The following is an 18,772-nucleotide window of genomic DNA, read 5'->3' as shown; positions in this document are numbered from 1 at the left end:
CTTCCTATAAGGGAAGCCTCATTATCATTTTTCAGGTTTTATTTCTTCACCGTCTTTCCCCGCATACCTAAGTCCCCAGCCCGTTATAGCTGATATAAACATAACCAGTAACAGAAACCAACCTTGAAAGACGAAAGGAAACACTTCTGTAGGTCCAACCACTGGTAAGAAATCATAATCCTTTGCTGCACCTTTAATTGTCGCCCAAGCTAATAATACACCACCGCTCCAGGGGAAAATGTATCCTAGTGAAGAAGATACAGTATCGAGGAAATTTGCTCTTCTGTAAGGGTGAATATTAAATTCTTTCCCAATCTTTCGTACAAAAGGCCCTGCCGTAATCTCTGCTGCAGTATTAATTGTAATAAAAACATTTAAAAAAGCCACAATGGCAAAGATCGAGAGTTCAGCACGTTTTACGACACCATTAATAATCTTAAGAAAGAAATTTTTTATGGTTTCCATTGTCCCTGCAAGTTCCATAAGATGGGCTGCAGCTAGAATAAATAAAATGAGGATAGCCATGTTAAAGTACCCTCCGATTCCACTCATTAATGCTCCTCCAATTGCAGCCTCTCCTGCATCATTACGATAAATATGGAGAACTTTACGAAGCGGTACTCCTATAACAATAATCATGAGTATAGAAGAAACAATACCAATAGTTAGTGAAGTTAACAAATGCCGTCCTGAAAGAGCCAATATTAATACAATAGCAAAAGGGAGGAGCATGAGTAAGCCTGTAGGAGTAACTTGCTCTTGTAATTGCCGAAATGCTTCTTCATTTCCTGACTGCTCTCCACCTCCAAATATCACGAATAAAATAAGGGCAGGTATAGCTGCTGTAATGGAGTACTTAAAACGAGAACGCACGACCCCTGGAACATCGGCTTCTTGAGTTGTAGCAGACACAATTGTTGTATCTGATACAGGAGCTAAGTTATCACCAAAGACTGCTCCACTTAATATAGCTGCTAAAAGAATAACCGGGTCAGCTCCTAAAATAATACCAGCAGGAAACATTAGAATACCAAAGGTCGCAACGGTACCGTATCCTGTTCCAACTGCTGTTGAGAAGACGCCAGCTAAAAGGAAAGTCAGTCCTGCGATAAACCCTCCCTCAAGTCCGGTTTCAAATCCTACCCATATCAAGCCTTCTACTAGCCCACCAGCTGCGAGAAGCTTAGCAAACATCCCTGCCCAAAACCAAGCAATCACTGCAATAATACCGATTGGTTGAGCCATACCTTCTACTAGCCCTTGAGCGTAATCCTTCCAAGCAGATTTACAGAAAAAGAGTCCGATTGCTACTCCTATAACCATACCTAAAACAAGGGCCTCTTCTGTTACTAGCTTTGTCACGCTTAAAGAGATTGCCCAAATGATGAAGAACACAAGGGGGAGTGTGGCTGTGAAGGGGCCTCCACGGAACGCTAAGAACCCAATATCTTTCTTCCCGATTGCCTCTTCTGCATCCTGCTGTTGTTTTTTATCTTCTTCATTCATAGGTGTTCTCCTTTCAATGTGAATCAGGCTCTATTTGGGCCACCCCAGTTGTAATGGCAGCGTTTATGACTGCTTGACGAATAGAGGGCACGACTTCTCGATTAAAAACACTTGGGATGATATATTCTGCATCTAACTCATCCTCTTGGATGGTTGAAGCAATGGCTTTAGCTGCTGCAAGCTTCATTTCATCATTTATCTCTTTAGCACGACAATCCAACGCTCCCCTGAAGATCCCGGGGAAACACAGTACATTATTGACTTGATTGGGGTAATCAGATCTTCCGGTAGCAATGACAGCTGCATAAGGCTTTGCCTCTTCAGGCTGAATCTCCGGATTAGGGTTAGCGAGGGCAAATACAATAGGAGACTTAGCCATTTGTTTGATGTCAGATTGAGTTAAAAGTCCAGGTGCAGAAACACCTATGAATACATCTGCATCTTTAATGACCTCGCATAACTCTCCTTCCTCATTGTTAGGATTCGTTTTATTAGCAAATTCATTCCATCCAGGTCGTTCATACTTTTTACGGCAATGAAGGGCCCCCTCTACGTCGACACCGATAACATTAGTAGCCCCTGCTTTTAAGAGCATATTCGTTATGGCCATCCCAGCAGCTCCTATGCCACATACAATGATTTTACAAGTCTCAATAGGTTTAGAAACAAGTGTAAGAGCGTTTAATAAGCCTGCAAGCGCAACAATGGCTGTACCGTGCTGATCATCGTGGAAGACGGGAATGTTTAATTCCTGCTTAAGACGTTGTTCAATCGAGAAACAGTTTGGAGAAGCAATGTCTTCTAAGTTGATCCCCCCGAATGTAGGCCTAAGGGCTTTAACAATGGTAATAATCTCTTCAGGATCTTGGGTATCCAAGCAGATAGGATAAGCATCAATATCTGCAAACTGTTTAAAGAGCATAGCTTTGCCTTCCATAACAGGCATCGCAGCCTCCGGTTTGATTTTGCCTAGACCAAGTACGGCTGTTCCATCTGAGATGACAGCGACAGCATTTTTCTTGATTGTATACTCATGAGCGCGTTCGACATCTTGATCAATGGCTTCGCATACTCTGGCGACTTCCGGCGTGTATACTCTAGACATATCATCTCGGTTATCGATTTTGACTTTAGGTACGACATGTATTTTACCGCCAGAATGGGCAAGAAACGTTCGATCTGTTGTATGTTGAATAGAAATTCCTTCTAACTTTCTTAACTCATTGATGATAAGGTTTTGAGCATCCTTTTGATCAACGTTAATACTTAAATCTCGAAGGGTAGTTTGTTTGTTCTCCTTTATAACGTCTATTGCGACTAGATCCCCGCCGCTTGAGCTAATAACGGTCGCAATTTTTCCAAAAGAAGCTGTCTGCTTATCTAATTTCAGTCTTAGTATAAAACTCATGCTTGCTTTACTCATCTTGATTATTGTCCTCTCTTTAACAAATGGTGTTCTTATCTTTCCAAATGAGTAAATAAATATAACGGATCCTTACATAAGGAAGCAGTTTCAGTGACACATTAGGAATATGTAACCGTACGAGAGGTAGGGAAAGCTATGGAAAAGCATAAAGCAGAAGCAGATATTTCTACACATGATCAAAATCCTTATGAGATTGTGAAAAAATTACTAAGTGAATCAGTAGAGCAGTTAGGTTTGGATGAAAGTATATACCATATATTAAAAAAACCCATGAGAGTGATGGAAGTCTCCATTCCTATACGAAAAGAAGATGGTTCTGTTGAAAATTACACAGGGTACCGTTCTCAGCACTTGGATGTACTAGGGCCTTGTAAGGGAGGGATCCGGTTTCACCCATCCGTTACCCTTGATGAAGTGAAAGCTCTTTCTATTTGGATGTCTCTAAAGTCAGCTATTATTGAATTACCACTTGGAGGTGGTAAGGGAGGGGTTATTGTAAATCCTGAAGACTTAAATCAAAGAGATCTAGAAGAGTTAAGTAGGAGCTACATTCGAAAGATAACGCCAGTCATTGGTCCTGAAAAGGATATTCCTGCTCCTGATATGAACACAACGCCTGAAATTATGGCTTGGATGATTGATGAATACGACAAGCTTCGCGGCTATAATATACCAGGACTTATTACAGGAAAACCTATTATTATAGGAGGGTCTGAAGGACGTTTAGATGCCACGGGGCGTGGTGTTGTTATTCACATACGAGAAGCCGCGAATGCTTTAAATATAGATTTATCTAGGGCTACGGCTGCCTTACAGGGGTTTGGAAATGTGGGGAGTGCAACAGCGAAATTCTTACATGAATCAGGTGTTAAAGTTGTAGCTGTAACAGATGTCTCTGGAGGGATATACAAAGAAGAGGGCTTGAACATTCCAGCTTTATTAGAGTTCATAGGGGAGGGGAATGTTATTGCCGATTTTAAAGAGTGTGAATCCATCTCAAATGAGGAGATGTTTGCTCTTCCTGTAGATATACTCATACCCGCCGCATTAGAGAATCAAATTACAAGTGAAACGGCCCCTTCAATCCAAGCAAAGATTGTAGCAGAAGCGGCTAACGGACCAACAACTCCAGAAGGGAACAGGATCCTAGAGGAGAAGGGGACTTTTATTATTCCGGATATCTTATGTAACGCCGGGGGTGTAACTGTATCGTATTTTGAATGGGTACAGAATACAATGAACTATTACTGGAAGGAAGAGAGGGTAAATAAAGAGCTTGAAGAGAAAATGATTGCTGCCTTTAAGCGTGTATATGAGATGAAAGAAAATAAGGGCTGTGAAATGCGTCAAGCTGCTTATATGGTGGGTATTCGACACCTCGTACTGGCTCTTCAAGCTAGAGGCTGGATACAAAACGGAGATCTTTCAAAACTGTAACGTGGTCACAATTTGAATACGTTAAACGAATAGATATGAAAGGAAGAGAGAGGTGATTCATCTTCTCTCTTTTTTGGCTTGTGGGACAAGCCTCCATGTGTACAAAAATGTTTACTTGTATACAAAATAGAAAACATGTATACAAAATTGTAAACATAAAGTACACAATTACGTATACAAGTGTACAAGTATGTATACATACCGTTATAAAGCCATGTATACATATAACGTATACATGTAAACAAAAAACGTACACATGTATACAGAATTGTCGACAAAAGAAGACATTGACTGTTGTCTAAATCTTCTATATCTTTTAATTAACGGAAGAGAGAGACTCTAGTCATTAACTTCAAAAAAGAAGGGGAGCTAGTTTCATGACAAATTCAAGAATTGCAGCTGTAGATGTTGGTAATGATGCCCTTAAGGCATTGTTTGGTAAATTAGATTCGGAGCTTTACATTCCAAATGTTATTGCGAGAGATATTGAAGATCGTCCTGTAATTGGAATAGAGGAACTAGACGAAAAAGATCCTGTAGATAACCTACATATCCGCGTGCATTCACCTGCACTAAAGGATAATAACGCAATTTATCGTGTAGGTAATCTAGCAACAAAAGGTAGTAACCCTACTGAGCTAGATCCAGGAAGTAGCAAATCAGAAGAAGATCAGACGCTTGTGATGCTATTTGCTTCCTTAGCTCTTGATGCTGTATCAAGAGAAGAAGGGTCACAAAAGCATCACGGAAATAACCGTAATGTAGTCGAAGCGAATTACACGCTTGGAACAGGATTACCACTTAGAGAAGTAAAAGAAGGAAAAGACGTAGGCTATCGCTCTCAACTACTAGGATCGGTGCACCAGGTAGAGTTTCTTGTCACTCCTAGATATCAAGGTATGAAAGTTAATATTAAGTTTGATGAAGTGAAAGTCTATCCAGAAGGCTTTGCAGCATTTGTAAACCTAGTAATGGATAATGATTTAAATGTAATTAATAAGGATTTAATAGATAAACAGATTTTAATTCAGGATATTGGTGGTCTATCAACAGATATCGCTGTAATACGTAACCGCAACGTCGATGACGATAAAGCTCAAGGATTTAACTTAGGTGTAGCAGAATCGTTAGAAGCTATACGAGACGAAATCCGTACCAAACACGGAGTAGAGTTAGATAGTCGTCGTGATGTCGTCGATATTATTACGCGTAAAAATGATCGTCATCATATCATGGTAAAAGGAAGTCGGACAAGCGTCCATGATATTACGGATCGCATCCTTTTAGAATTGGCTAAGAAGCAATATCGTTACCTGCGTAACGTATGGCAGAGAAATTCTCAATCTGAGATTTGCTACTTTGTTGGAGGCGGCTCTGCTGTATTAAAAGACTACTTGAAATCACTAAATAATAGTCTTGATGGATTTAATATTGAATTCTTTGAAGACGAAAATGAGAGCATTTGGATGATGGCTAATGCGTATTACAAGCTTGTGTCGGATTTCGTGCGAAAGACAAACAGAGATAAAAAACAGGAGAAGCAAAAACAAGAAGCAACTTCTGCTAAGTAGATAGGAAGATTTCATGGGAGATTCTAAAAAAGGTGTTCAACGAGGCCAGGCAATTACGTTTCGCATTCCCTCAGATACACCAGATTACGTTTTAAAACAACTCCAACATCTGAAGGAAACAGAAAAGCGAAACTTCTCCAGTCGAATCGCTCAGTACGTTTTACAAGGCGTATCAGAAACACGTTCTAAGGAGAAAGAAACCGTTACAGTTTCTTTACCGAAATCATTAACGAAAGAACAGCGGAATTGGCTTAAGCACGAGCATTCAGAGGCTTTGATCGGAAGTATTCTCTATCAACTGCTCATGGATCCTATTCGCGCTACCTCTCTTTATGCATCGTTACACAACAATGCTTATGATTTTGATGATGTGTTAGAACTCCAAGAACAAGTAGAGGCCGCTATTCAAACGAAGTCCCAATCGATAGCCTCTGGTCAGAGTGAAGCTTTGCCACATGAACAACATAATTGGCAAGCAAATGAAGCGGCATCCGCCTCTGAGGAGAACTGGACAACAGATGATGATCTTGATGATATTAATCTTGATCACTTGCAAGAGGATATTCATAAGAAGGAAGAAAAAGTGGAGTTCGACGAAGATGACCCACTAGCAGACTTCTTTTCCTCCATGAATAAGTAAAACAGCCCCCCCAAAGCTTTTAAAGGCTTTGGGGTTTTTTATGCTCTTACAATGTTTCATGATACGATACAAATAAGAAAAGAAATGAAGGAGTAACGCTATGAAGATCACCATTATTTCTGTTGGAAAACTTAAGGAAAAATATTTAAAACAAGGTATACAAGAGTATGAGAAACGACTCGGTCCCTATGCCTCTATTGATTTAATCGAAGTACCAGATGAGAAAGCTCCAGAAAACTTAAGTGAAGCGCAGATGGAAGAAGTGAGGCAAAAAGAAGGAGAGAGAATTCTTGCTAAGGTCAATCCTGACGCCCACGTCGTTACGCTTGAGATTGAAGGGAAAATGCTCACCTCAGAGAAATTAGCCAAAGAATTAGACCAGCTTGCTACTTACGGGAAAAGCAAAGTGACCTTTATTATAGGGGGGTCTCTAGGTTTAAGTGATGAGGTCATGAATCGTTCTGACTTTGCCTTGTCCTTTTCTAAAATGACTCTCCCTCATCAGTTGATGCGCCTTGTACTATTAGAACAGATTTATCGTGCATTTAGGATTAATAGAGGTGAGCCGTACCACAAATAGAGAATAGATTAAGGAATAAAACAAAGGTAAAAGAATTAAATTGAAATGGTTATTGAAATTAGAATTCGAGTAATTGTTTAAATAAAGAGGTGAATTACTATGGAAACAGTCTATTTTGCGGGTGGATGTCTCTGGGGTGTACAAGAATTCATTAAAACATTGCCCGGCGTTACGTCAACAGAAGCGGGAAGAGCGAACGGAACGAGTTATACACTAGACGGTGAATATGACGGCTACGCAGAATGTGTCAAAACAGCATTTGATCCGACGGTTGTGAACATTAAAGAATTGATGGGGTATTTCTTTGAGATTATTGATCCCTATAGCCTGAATCAACAAGGAGAGGATGTTGGGGTGAAATATAGAACAGGTGTGTATAGTGAAAACCCTGCACATTTAAACGAGGCGAAAGTGTTTATAAGGGAGAGAAACGACTCTGGCCGTATTGTTGTGGAAGTTTTACCTCTTACAAACTATGTGAGAAGTGCGGAAGAGCATCAAGATCGGCTAACCAAATGTCCAGATGATTATTGTCATATTCCGAAAGAATTATTAAGGAAATACAAGTGAGCTTGTCTAATGAAAAAAGAGAGGAAGACCTAAATGGCTTTCCTCTCTTTTCGTATATAAAATATTAGCTTGAAGGAAAGAAAGCGAAATTCACTTAAGAAATAGAAAAACCTTTCTCTTCTTCCACTCCCTTATTCTCCGTAAACTCATCAAGCAAAGCACGGACTTCATCGGTAGATTCAGTGCTCATTAGCTGATTCCTTAACTCACTCGCTCCTCGGAAGCCTTTAACATAGATCTTAAAGAAGCGGCGAAGTGGTTTGAAAAGACGCGGTTCTAGCTCCTCTGAGTATTTATCATGAAGGTCAAGCTGTAGACGTAGAAGGTCAAGCAGCTCCTCGCTGGTATGCTCTTTCTTCTCTGTTTCGAAGCAGAACGGGTTATGGAAGACACCTCGCCCAATCATTACACCATCTACTCCATACTTTTCAACGAGTTCAAGTCCCTTCTGACGGTCAGGAATATCCCCGTTGATTGTCAGAAGCGTATCAGGGGCAACTTCGTCACGAAGCTTCTTAATCTCCGGAATCAGCTCCCAGTGAGCGTCCACGTTACTCATTTCCTTTTTCGTACGAAGGTGGATGGAAAGGTTAGCGATATCCTGTTCTAACAGGTGCCTCAACCAGTCGTGCCACTCCTCAACTTCTGTGTAACCTAGGCGGGTTTTCACGCTTACTGGAAGGCCTCCTGCTTTAGCAGCCTGTACAATTTCAGCTGCAACATCCGGTCGACGGATTAGTCCGCATCCTTTCCCTTTCGTTGCAACATTTGGCGCAGGACAGCCCATATTAATATCGACTCCACGATATCCCATCTCGGCCATACCGATGCTCATTTGTCGGAAGTACTCAGGCTTATCTCCCCAAATGTGGGCTACAATTGGCTGCTCATCTTCCGTGAACGTCAGACGCCCGCGTACGCTGTCTTTTCCTCTTGGATGGCAGTAGCTTTCTGTATTCGTAAACTCTGTAAAAAACACGTCAGGTCTCGCAGCTTCACTTACGACATGACGAAAAACGACATCCGTCACAGCTTCCATTGGTGCTAAAACAAAAAACGGTCGCGGCAACTCATGCCAAAAATTATCTTTCATATATATCTGAACCCTTTCCTTAAGGGAAACATGTTCCCAAAGTTAAAAGTGAAAATATTTTTTCTAATTGATTTCCATTTTATATAGAAATCCATCATTATATACTTTAATAGTATCGGGCGAAAAGTGCAAGGGAACCAAATGTTTTAACGAAGACGCTTCTTTCAATATATGTTAAAATTTTCAGTGTTTCCTCAAGAATAGGGCGTAATCATGAAGACTCGAAGCTGAAACACTTTATTTTGTGTGGGGCCGTTACGTTTATTGAGTGTTAGGGGGGCTGGGGAACGACTCGCTTTCCACGGGCGAGCTGTCGAGCCTCCTCACTCACTTCGTTCATTCCGGGGTCTCGGCGACCTCTTTCTCCCGTAGGAGTCTCCCCGTTCCCCAGCCCCCCCCTTATCAGAAGATGTATAACGCCCCCTCAGCTCTAGTATGGCGGTGATTCAACTATCCGCCCCCTTACGTAGCATGCTTCCGTTCCCTCTATATATAGCAAAGGTGGTTCGGGAAATTGCGAGACTCCTGCGGCAGTAGGAGCCTAGGGGAGCCCCCACAGAGAGCGTAGCGAACGAGGAGGCTTCCCAGCTCGCCGCGGAAAGCGAGTGATTTCCCGAACCACCTTATTCTCAATTTGAGCAAACGGGAGCATTCTCTCAACTTCGAGCCTTCCACATAAGGGGGGGCTTATATGGAAGAGATCATAGTCAGCACAAGCATGAGCATATTCAAAATAAGAAGCATAGATAGGAGAGATCTAAATGAAAATTTCAAACGAGGCAAAAGAGCAATTGCTTCAAATAATCGATGAGGAAGAGTCGTCAAACCTTAGGTTTTTTGCTGCAGGAGGGTGTGGGGGAACTCAACTCGGTCTTGGGCTTGAAGAGCCAGCTGAATCCGATATTAAACAAGAGGTAAATGGAATTCGGGTTTCTATTGAATCTTCTATGCAAGATGTAGCCAAAGACATAGAATTAGACCTACAAGAATCAAGCGAAGGTGTCGACTTTGTTATAAAAGGACTTCCACATACGGATTAATGTTTAGTATGGATTAAAGTATTCCTATCCATTTCCAAAAGCCCCCAGGCCTTCATGCCTGGGGGTTATTTTAATTGAAAACTAGCTTCGGGATTGTCTTAAGAAACGTGGGTAAGAAAGTAGGGCGATTATACCACCTGCCACACCAGCAAGAACTAAGATCAGCACATTCAGCCATATGTCAGCCATCCCACCGTTAGAGAGAATAACCTCTTTATATCCTTGAAGCGCCCAGTATTGAGGCAGGGCTTTACTAATGTTTTGCACGACTTCAGGCATAAACTCGACTGGCATCCAAAGCCCACCGAGTAATGCTCCGCCTAAGGCGAGAATCTGTGTTAGGGCGATGCCCATATTTTCCGTTCTAACAATTACAGCCATGGCCATGCCCCATCCGGTTACGATAAAAGCGAGAGATAAGGATAATAGAATAAGAGCTAAAGGGTTTCCGAGCGGAAGGTCATACACAACGACGCCAAATCCGAACAAAACTGCAATTTGAATAAGTACGATAATGATGAACGGCAGCCATTTGCCGAAAAAATAGTGGTGGATCGATAGAGGTGTGCTAGCAATCCTTGCAACCATTCCTCGCTCTCTATCTTTTACAAAAGCTATGACCATTGAAATCATGATAAAGAAAGCAAACATGATCGTATATCCAGGAATAATCTGAGTCACGACTTCTTTATAGCTTTGGCTCTCATCTCCAGAAAAAATCGCTACAAAAGCAACGATGAAAATAACCGGGAGAACAAATGTCCAAAACCATAGTCCTTTATCCTGAATGGTCTTTTTCAATTCAGTACGAGCAATTGCCCACATATCTGTTCCTCCTTTTCTTAAGCATCTCTTAATTGGGTACCAGTTAAATTGAAGAATATATCTTCTAATCTTGGGTGATAGAGTTCGAGTCTGCGCGGCTCTATACGATGTTCTCGGCAGTACGTCACCAATTTCTCCAGAGTAAGAAGTGGGTCATCACTATTGAGTAAGTAGCCATTACCTTTCGATTCTACCTTTCCAAAACGTTGAAGCATCTCGGTCTCAATGTTGTCTCCTGAGATAAATAATGAAGGCATAGCGTACTTTTCTAACAATTCCTCCATTCGCCCAATCTCCATAAGCTGTCCCTTATCGATAAGACCAATACTGTCGCACAGTTGCTCGACTTCCTCCATATAGTGGCTTGAGTAAATAATTGTGCTTCCCTCAGCCTTCAGTTGATGAATAATGGAAAAGATCGAATTTCGTGATTGCGGATCAATACCTACAGTGGGCTCATCCATAATAATAATGCTCGGCTTATGTAAAAGCGCACAGCCAATATTTAGACGTCGCTTCATGCCTCCTGAGAATGTAATGACCTTATCCTTAGCCCTGTCTTTTAACCCGATCTGATCGAGCACTTCATCTATTCGAAGCTGCAACGCTTTTCCTTTTAATCCATACAGGTTACCAAAAAGAATCAAATTATCTTGAGCTGTCAGCGTATCCTCTAAGCAAATTTCCTGGGGAATATACCCGATTTGCTGTTTAATCTTAAGCCGATCTTTAGACACCTTCCATTCTCTGACTTGAATATCCCCATTAAAATTAAGTAAAATTCCAGATAAAATTTTCATAAGCGTCGATTTACCGGCCCCATTCGGTCCAACCAAACCAAAGCACGTTCCTTCTTCAATCTTAAAGCTGATACTATCTAGTGCCTGAACGGAACCATACTGCTTATTGATATTCTCAACACTAATCATTTCTCTTTCTCCTTTCTCACTCCCTGGGCTAAGTGCGTTCGGTACGCATATACGAAATTATGAGTATGGGGGTTTCAATATTTTAGGGGATAATGATAATCTATAAAACTATAGCGACAATGTAAAAAACTTCTGACACTAAATTGTCGCAGCACCTTCACACGACAGTTGATCAATTATTTATATTCGAGAAGACCTCAAATCAATACAAATAAAAGGGAGATGTACATGGGAAAGACAAATAGATTTGCAGGGGGATAAAGAGAAAGATGAATTGGAGCATCATATAGAAACGCAAAGCACTAAAATCAGTTACTATGTGCTAATGATTCTGTCTGGTTTAATATTATTTGTATCTGAAGGAGTAGGTGATTTAAGTAACATCGAGAATTATCCTTTACTTATTGTTGTTGGACTGACCTTTGTTGTTCAACCGCTTACTGCCTTTATTTATTCTAGGAAGTATAAGTAGCGGGATTTTTTCCCTTATAACCGTATCGAACCTAAGAAAAACGTTCATAATGTAGGTAATCTACTCCATCGATGTAAAGACAGTAAACTATAATGTTGCAATAGAAGTAATTTTCAATATTTTTGGAAAGTGGTACACTAGTAGTAGATTGAAAATAACTAGAAGAGGTGTAGTACCCCGGGGCGGGGATATAGGCTACATTTTTTCTGCAAGACATAGGGAGTATAGGCTAATGAGTAAAAACTATGCGAAAACTGACGTTATTTTAATTGGTGCAGGCATTATGAGTGCCACATTGGGATCTTTGCTAAAGGAACTAGTACCGGAGTGGAAAATCAGAGTGTTTGAAAAGCTCGATGGTGCCGGGCAGGAAAGCTCGAACGTATGGAATAATGCAGGCACGGGGCATGCTGCATTATGTGAACTGAATTACACAAAAGAACAAGAAGATGGCTCAATTGATATTTCAAAAGCTATAAAAGTAAATGAACAATTTCAAGTTTCTAAACAATTTTGGTCTTATCTTGTAAACCAAGGTCGTATCCAAAATCCACAAGAATTCATCATGCCATTACCCCATATGAGTTTCGTACAAGGGAAAGAGAATGTGGAATTCTTGAGAAAGCGCTACCAAACCATGTCAACTCATCCGCAGTTTCAAGGGATGGAGTTCTCCGATGACGTGAAGCAGTTAATGGAATGGATGCCATTAATGATGAAGGATCGTTCATCCAATGAAGCAGTGGCAGCAACTAAGATGGATTCTGGGACAGATGTAAATTTCGGAACGATTACACGTAAGATGTTTGATCATTTAGAAGATAACAATCTTGAGATCAATTATAAGCATAGTGTAGAGGATATTAAGAGGTTAAGTGACGGAACATGGGAAGTGAAAGTATATGATCGTGAGCAGGCGCGAATTGAATACCATATCACCAATTTCGTCTTTATTGGTGGTGGTGGAGGTAGCCTTCACCTATTACAAAAGACTGGTATACCTGAATCAAAACATATTGGTGGATTTCCTGTAAGCGGGCTATTCATGGTGTGTAATAATCCTGAAGTAATTGCTGAGCACCGGGCAAAAGTATATGGCAAAGCAAAAGTAGGGGCCCCGCCAATGTCTGTGCCCCATCTGGATACAAGGTATATTAACAATAAGCAATCTTTATTATTTGGTCCGTTTGCGGGCTTTTCTCCAAGGTTCTTAAAAACGGGTTCCTTGCTTGATCTGTTTACATCGGTGAAATCGGATAACCTTGTGACGATGTCAGCAGCAGGTGTGAAGAATGCTTCCCTAACAAAGTATTTGATTGAACAAGTGATCTCCTCAAAAGAAAAGCGTATGGAAGAATTAAGAGAGTTTATTCCAAATGCCAAAAGCGAGGATTGGAGTCTAGCTGTAGCAGGTCAACGTGTACAAGTCATTAAAGATACAGACTCAGGGGGGAAAGGTACCTTGCAGTTTGGTACAGAAGTAGTTAGTTCTTCAGATGGCTCGATCGCAGCACTTTTGGGAGCTTCTCCAGGTGCCTCTACAGCCGTTCACGTTATGCTAGAGTTAATGGAAAAATGCTTCCCTCAAAAGATTAAAGAATGGGAGCCGAAAATAAAAGAAATGATCCCTTCTTATGGTTTAATATTAGCTGAACATCCAGAGCTTCTTAAGGACATTCATAAGACTACTGATGAGGCACTAGGCTTAAATAAAAAGCCTCTCCATAGTTATCTTTCAACAGACGAAAGTGAAATTAGCAAGACATCATAGAAAATACTTCGCTTGTGCATCCAGTTTCTATAAAAAAAGTCGCTACCCCCTAGAGGAGTAGCGACTTTTTAGTTAATCATTATTAGTTGCGAATCAAGTAATCAAATGCGCCTAATGCAGCATTTGCTCCTGTGCCCATAGAAATAATGATTTGGTTATTTGGAACGTCTGTCACATCACCTGCTGCAAACAGACCAGGTACGTTTGTGGAATTGTGTTTATCGACAACAATCTCGCCAATTTGGTTACGCTCAATGGAATCGTCTAGCCATTCCGTATTCGGAACAAGTCCGATTTGGACGAACACACCTTCAAGCTTCACATGGTTCTCTTGGCCCGTTTCCCGGTCCACATACGTAATGCCATTAACGTTAGCGTCACCTGTAATTTCTGTCGTTTGTGCATTTGTGTGAATGGTTACATTCGGAAGACTATTTGCGCGGTCTTGTAAGACTTGGTCAGCTTTAAGTTCTGAAGCAAACTCAAGAACTGTCACATGCTTCACAATTCCAGCAAGATCAATAGCTGCTTCTATACCGGAGTTACCTCCGCCAATAACAGCTACGTCTTTACCTTCAAATAATGGACCATCACAGTGTGGACAGTACGCAACACCTTTATTTTTAAACTCTTCTTCACCTGGAACGCCAACTTGACGCCAGCGAGCACCAGTTGAGATGATTACACTCTTACTTTTAAGAACGCCACCGTTATCTAGTTCAAGTTCGAACATACCGCCGTTCTTCTCTAAGCGGCTTGCACGTTGAAGGTTCATTACATCAATGTCGTAATCCTTTACGTGTTCTTCAAGACTAGCAGCAAGCTTCGGTCCTTCTGTGCTAGAAACACTAATGAAGTTTTCAATACTCATCGTGTCTAGTACTTGACCACCGAAACGTTCAGCTACAATGCCTGTGCGAATTCCTTTACGAGCTGCATAAATGGCCGCACTCGCACCAGCTGGACCACCACCTACAACTAGTACATCATATGGGTCTTTATTGCTGAACTCTTCAGCGCTAGGACCTTCAACAATCTTGTCTAAGATTTCTTCTAGTGTCATGCGACCACCGCTCAAGAATTCTCCGTTAAGATGCAAGGAAGGAACAGCCATAACGTTTTTGCTTTCAGCTTCTTCTTTAAACGCTGCACCGTCGATCATTGTATGCGTAATGCCAGGGTTTAAAACACTCATCATGTTTACGGCTTGTACGACATCCGGACAATTATGACAGCTTAAGCTAACATAGGTTTCAAAGTGATATTCACCTTTAATATTCTTAACTTGATCAATAACGCTTTGGTCAACCTTAGGTGCTCTGCCACTAACTTGTAGAAGAGCAAGGACTAAAGAAGTAAATTCATGTCCAAGAGGAATACCTGCGAACGTAACTCCAGTATCTTCTCCGACGCGATTCACACTAAAGCTAGGCGTTCTGGATAATTGTGCTTCCTCGAATGTAATCTTAGAAGACATAGAAGCTAGCTCTTCAACAAGAGCTAGCATGTCTTTTGATACTTTATCAGAACCTGCACTAACTTTAAGCACGATATCGCTTTCCAATAGTTCGAGATATTGGTTTAATTGAGCTTTAATATCTGCTTCAAGCATATTGTGCACTCCTTTAGATTTTACCTACTAGATCTAGGCTTGGTGTTAGGGTTTCAGAACCTTCTTCCCATTTAGCTGGGCAAACTTCGCCTGGATTCTGGCGAACGTATTGAGCTGCTTTGATCTTACCTACTAGGTTACTTGCGTCACGGCCGATGCCGCCTGCGTTAACTTCTACAGTTTGGATAACGCCATCTGGATCGATGATGAAAGTACCGCGATCAGCAAGACCTTCTTCTTCGTTTAGTACTTCAAAGTTACGAGAAATTGTTTGAGAAGGGTCACCGATCATTGTATAAGTGATCTTGTTAATCTTTTCTGAGCTATCGTGCCAACCTTTGTGAACGAAGTGAGTATCTGTAGAAACAGAGTAAACTTCAGCACCTAGTTCTTGAAGTGCAGCATATTCGTTTTGAAGGTCTTCAAGTTCAGTTGGGCAAACGAATGAAAAGTCTGCAGGGTAGAAGCAAACAACGCTCCACTGACCTTTAAAGTTTTCTTCTGTTACATCAACGAATTCACCGTTTTTGAATGCTTTTGCGTTGAATGGTTGTACTTCAGTACCGATTAATGACATGAAAAAATCCTCCTCTGTTTTGTGTAAAAGTTATTAATTTAAAATTATTATAATTCAAAAACTATTATTATATACATTCGGAAATTTGTCAAGCTGTTCAGGCATATTTTAGCTCTTGATATGCTCTGAAGCGATTGTATGCGAAAACTAGTTTTGAAACGTATACGTTAACGGTAGTTAGAACGAAAAGGTTCGATTATCATTCTCATACTTATATTCTTACCTAATCTGGTGCACTGCTAAACGTCTGAGCATTCTATTTTGTACGAAAACCTATATGGATATGCATATGAAAAAACGCCTGCTCACTTTTAAAGGAGCAGGCGTTTTTATCATAAAATAGTTAGGGTTTAATGTCCAAATAACTGCCCGTTTTCATCCACATATACGGACTGAATCATTGTTCTCTCAACAGGGTGTTGGTCCAGTGTTCCCTTTATATTAAGTGTCATATTATAAATGCCTTCTCCGAGGTTTGGCAGTCTATAAGAGTTTTTGGACGCTCTTGGGTTCACTTTCACCTGTTTCAACTTCCCTTTCTTGTAATAGGAAACGGTCATATCCGTTTTTACTTTTAGTTTACGGTCTTTTGAGTTGATGTGGACCATTCCGTTACGAATGTTAGCAGTAAGGTTGCTGTTAAGAGAACTATTATAGGTAACGTTTAACAAAAAGTGCTCCGTATGTTTATTGCTTGCGGATAGGGTCCATTTCCCTGCTTCAGGACTCTTTATAGTAGTTGAATGGTGGTAAGCGCCATTCAGATATTCAGTCTCATCTTCATTTACGTGAAAAGCAGTGTAAGACTTTCCATCCGGAGATGCTAATTGAAGTGTTGTCTCTGATTGTTCACTGATCCAATCAATAGTAATAGCGTCTACACCTGGTTCCACTACAATGGTTTCTTGTGTGTTCCCTTTATAAGAGCCGCCATGGGTATAGCTATTCGCATACCGGTCATCACTCTCTGTATCTTCATGGTTGATCCTTGTATCCTTGACTTGTAGGTTAGTGAATGAATTAACATTTTCGCTTAGGTAGTCCTCAAATAGGAAGAAGGTAGAGGACCCCTCTTTAATCGTCGTGTGATTCCAATCGCCGACTTTAATTTCTGTAGCATATGGGAGGCGAGAACTATTTACGGTTACAGCCCCGTCGTTACTGCCATAAGGACTTAAGTATAATCCACCCCAGTACAGTGAACTGCCGAAACTCCCCCATTTTGTTCCGCCTAGCGTATAGATTGGTGTATCTAGCACATTGGATTGTTTATCTGTTACAGAACGGTAGTAATCCATATAACCTGTTTGCAGGGAGTAGGTGGCATCGTTTTTACTTCCCAGAATCCCAGATAGCCAACCTGCCCAACTGCTGTAGGCTAAATCAGCTAGCTGAGATCCATAATGAGGGGAGGAAAGTGTAATAACCTTCTCTACATATGGATCAGCTCCGTAATGGACAAGAGCTGCTTGTGTATCGATCCCTCCTTTGCTATGAGCGACGACAACTACTTTTTCTCCGAAATAGTTAGAGATTTCTTTGATTTTTTGGGCAAGCATAGCGCCGTTCTCCCACATATCCTTTGTGGGATAGAGGTCAATAAAGGCTGTTTCATATCCAGCTCCATAGGCGGTTTCATCCATATCATTATTAATTGTCCACGTAGTTGATGAACTATTTAAGCCATGAACAAACAGAATGGGGTGATTGGAAGGGGAAATAGAGGAAGAGGATTCGCCGGCCCACCATTCCCCTGGAGTACCAGCTTCACCTCCTTCTTTTATAGATCCTGCCAAAGTAATTGAGGGAATCATGAGAACGAATAAGGTTAGAAGGATCAACAGATGCGTTACCTTTTTCATGAGCAATCTCCTCTCTGTAATTAAACTCAAACCATAATATATATGGACAATTGAGTTCATGTTAGCACCAACTTTCCAAAAATAGACCAAAGGGACGGTTAGAAGTTGGGTAATTGGTTGCGGTTTTATTCTTTTGTTAGGGGCTGTAAAATCATGCTCTTGTTCTCTAGTTGCAGAAAGCGCTGGTCTAAAACAAAGCGAATTATGCATGGATTTTAGAGTTTGTTGCCTCTTCCTCCCCTGATTTATAAAATTCTTTTTTATGAGCATGTTTTTTTATTGAAAAGATATCATTAAAATCATGTCGGATCTAAGAGAGTTAGCACTTGTGAAGTCGACTCTGGCTAAGATTCTTACTTGAGCGACGACAATTGTAGCCATTCTGTAAAACCATGCCGCTATTTGAGGAACGAATCAAAAAGGAAATAGAGAGATTTCGTCCAATTTAATAGGCATAGGCAAATGAAACACAAAGGGAAAATAAGAGGAGGAGATGTAAGATGAAAAGAATGGTTGCGATTGTTTGGAGTATGATGTGGGTTATGAGCTTAGCTTCTGTTGTGAAAGTTGTTACGGTTTCGAAGGAATTCCTCAATAATGTGTCGGTGAGAAGCTTTGCACAAGAAATTGTTCAAAGTGGAGGATATAAGGGAAGAGAAGGAGTTCTTGATTTCCGATCGATGAATAGTTTATGTCAGGCCAAAGAGTTCTGGTGTAAGGCCAGGGGGAGTCCGAGAGGGAAAATCGACGAGCTTATCGTGTATTTGGTCAGGGTTCGGTCAAGATCTAATGAGTTGCCAAGTGTGTCTTAATGACAGGTAGACTTTACCGTCATTGACCAAGTATTTGAGTGGTTTATTT

At 40.9% G+C, this 18,772-nt stretch carries 17 protein-coding genes; 9 read left to right on the top strand and 8 right to left on the bottom strand.

The genetic code is table 11. The annotated features are described in order from the left end of the window. Window positions 1-24 precede the first annotated feature (24 nt). On the bottom strand, window positions 25-1,506 hold the full coding sequence (locus N780_RS04310; RefSeq protein ID WP_036780468.1) for a Na+/H+ antiporter NhaC family protein: 1,482 nt from the start codon (window positions 1,504-1,506) through the stop codon (window positions 25-27). Between the two features lie 13 nt (window positions 1,507-1,519). Beyond that, entirely contained in the window at window positions 1,520-2,929 is a 1,410-nt protein-coding gene (locus N780_RS04305) for an NAD-dependent malic enzyme (protein ID WP_036780461.1), read from the bottom strand. A gap of 138 nt (window positions 2,930-3,067) precedes the next feature. On the opposite strand from N780_RS04305, the gene N780_RS04300 reads away from it, so the two are divergent. The 5 genes from N780_RS04300 to N780_RS04280 all read left to right on the top strand — a co-directional run bounded on the left by N780_RS04300 (window position 3,068) and on the right by N780_RS04280 (window position 7,730). Then, complete coding sequence (locus tag N780_RS04300; protein WP_052114883.1) at window positions 3,068-4,369, top strand: Glu/Leu/Phe/Val family dehydrogenase; 1,302 nt, start codon at window positions 3,068-3,070, stop codon at window positions 4,367-4,369. A gap of 377 nt (window positions 4,370-4,746) precedes the next feature. Next, the gene (locus N780_RS04295; RefSeq protein ID WP_036780457.1) at window positions 4,747-5,940 is read left to right on the top strand and encodes a ParM/StbA family protein; all 1,194 of its coding nucleotides are present in this window, start codon (window positions 4,747-4,749) and stop codon (window positions 5,938-5,940) included. Window positions 5,941-5,953: 13 nt separating this feature from the next. Further along, a complete protein-coding gene (locus tag N780_RS04290) occupies window positions 5,954-6,580 on the top strand; it encodes a hypothetical protein (protein ID WP_036780455.1) in 627 nt (208 codons plus the stop codon). A gap of 100 nt (window positions 6,581-6,680) precedes the next feature. Continuing rightward, a complete protein-coding gene (rlmH, locus tag N780_RS04285; protein WP_036780452.1) occupies window positions 6,681-7,160 on the top strand; it encodes a 23S rRNA (pseudouridine(1915)-N(3))-methyltransferase RlmH in 480 nt (159 codons plus the stop codon). Window positions 7,161-7,259: 99 nt separating this feature from the next. Beyond that, window positions 7,260-7,730: a peptide-methionine (S)-S-oxide reductase gene (locus N780_RS04280; RefSeq protein WP_036780448.1), complete on the top strand. Its 471-nt coding sequence runs from the start codon at window positions 7,260-7,262 to the stop codon at window positions 7,728-7,730. A 94-nt stretch (window positions 7,731-7,824) separates the two neighbouring features. Here the strand turns inward: N780_RS04280 and N780_RS04275 are convergent, their stop codons facing one another. Continuing rightward, complete coding sequence (locus tag N780_RS04275) at window positions 7,825-8,823, bottom strand: tRNA dihydrouridine synthase (RefSeq protein ID WP_036780446.1); 999 nt, start codon at window positions 8,821-8,823, stop codon at window positions 7,825-7,827. Window positions 8,824-9,584: 761 nt separating this feature from the next. Between N780_RS04275 and N780_RS04270 the strand changes: the two genes are divergently transcribed. Then, the gene (locus tag N780_RS04270) at window positions 9,585-9,863 is read left to right on the top strand and encodes a hypothetical protein (RefSeq protein ID WP_036780443.1); all 279 of its coding nucleotides are present in this window, start codon (window positions 9,585-9,587) and stop codon (window positions 9,861-9,863) included. 81 nt (window positions 9,864-9,944) lie between these two features. Here N780_RS04270 and N780_RS04265 read toward each other — a convergent pair whose 3' ends face one another. Next, window positions 9,945-10,688: an ABC transporter permease gene (locus tag N780_RS04265; RefSeq protein WP_036780440.1), complete on the bottom strand. Its 744-nt coding sequence runs from the start codon at window positions 10,686-10,688 to the stop codon at window positions 9,945-9,947. Window positions 10,689-10,705: 17 nt separating this feature from the next. Continuing rightward, window positions 10,706-11,617 carry an ABC transporter ATP-binding protein gene (locus tag N780_RS04260; RefSeq protein WP_036780439.1) on the bottom strand — a complete coding sequence of 304 codons (912 nt, stop codon included), beginning with the start codon at window positions 11,615-11,617 and terminating at the stop codon, window positions 10,706-10,708. A 274-nt stretch (window positions 11,618-11,891) separates the two neighbouring features. Between N780_RS04260 and N780_RS04255 the strand changes: the two genes are divergently transcribed. After that, on the top strand, window positions 11,892-12,089 hold the full coding sequence (locus N780_RS04255) for a hypothetical protein (RefSeq protein WP_198135830.1): 198 nt from the start codon (window positions 11,892-11,894) through the stop codon (window positions 12,087-12,089). Between the two features lie 232 nt (window positions 12,090-12,321). Next, window positions 12,322-13,860, top strand: a complete 1,539-nt coding sequence (gene mqo, locus N780_RS04250) for a malate dehydrogenase (quinone) (RefSeq protein ID WP_036780436.1) — start codon at window positions 12,322-12,324, stop codon at window positions 13,858-13,860. Between the two features lie 82 nt (window positions 13,861-13,942). Here mqo and ahpF read toward each other — a convergent pair whose 3' ends face one another. The 3 genes from ahpF to N780_RS04235 form a co-directional block, all read right to left on the bottom strand. Then, on the bottom strand, window positions 13,943-15,472 hold the full coding sequence (ahpF, locus tag N780_RS04245) for an alkyl hydroperoxide reductase subunit F (RefSeq protein WP_036780435.1): 1,530 nt from the start codon (window positions 15,470-15,472) through the stop codon (window positions 13,943-13,945). 13 nt (window positions 15,473-15,485) lie between these two features. Then, a complete protein-coding gene (gene ahpC / locus N780_RS04240) occupies window positions 15,486-16,049 on the bottom strand; it encodes an alkyl hydroperoxide reductase subunit C (protein WP_036780434.1) in 564 nt (187 codons plus the stop codon). A 350-nt stretch (window positions 16,050-16,399) separates the two neighbouring features. Then, complete coding sequence (locus N780_RS04235; RefSeq protein WP_036780421.1) at window positions 16,400-17,911, bottom strand: lipase family alpha/beta hydrolase; 1,512 nt, start codon at window positions 17,909-17,911, stop codon at window positions 16,400-16,402. Between the two features lie 500 nt (window positions 17,912-18,411). Between N780_RS04235 and N780_RS04230 the strand changes: the two genes are divergently transcribed. Continuing rightward, a complete protein-coding gene (locus N780_RS04230; RefSeq protein ID WP_036780419.1) occupies window positions 18,412-18,723 on the top strand; it encodes a hypothetical protein in 312 nt (103 codons plus the stop codon). Window positions 18,724-18,772 lie beyond the last annotated feature (49 nt).

Origin of the sequence: Pontibacillus chungwhensis BH030062, from assembly GCF_000770675.1 — a bacterium.
Classification (GTDB): domain Bacteria; phylum Bacillota; class Bacilli; order Bacillales; family BH030062; genus Pontibacillus; species Pontibacillus chungwhensis.
Note: the sequence above shows the minus strand (reverse complement) of the source record. Positions and strands in the feature narration are given on the sequence as shown.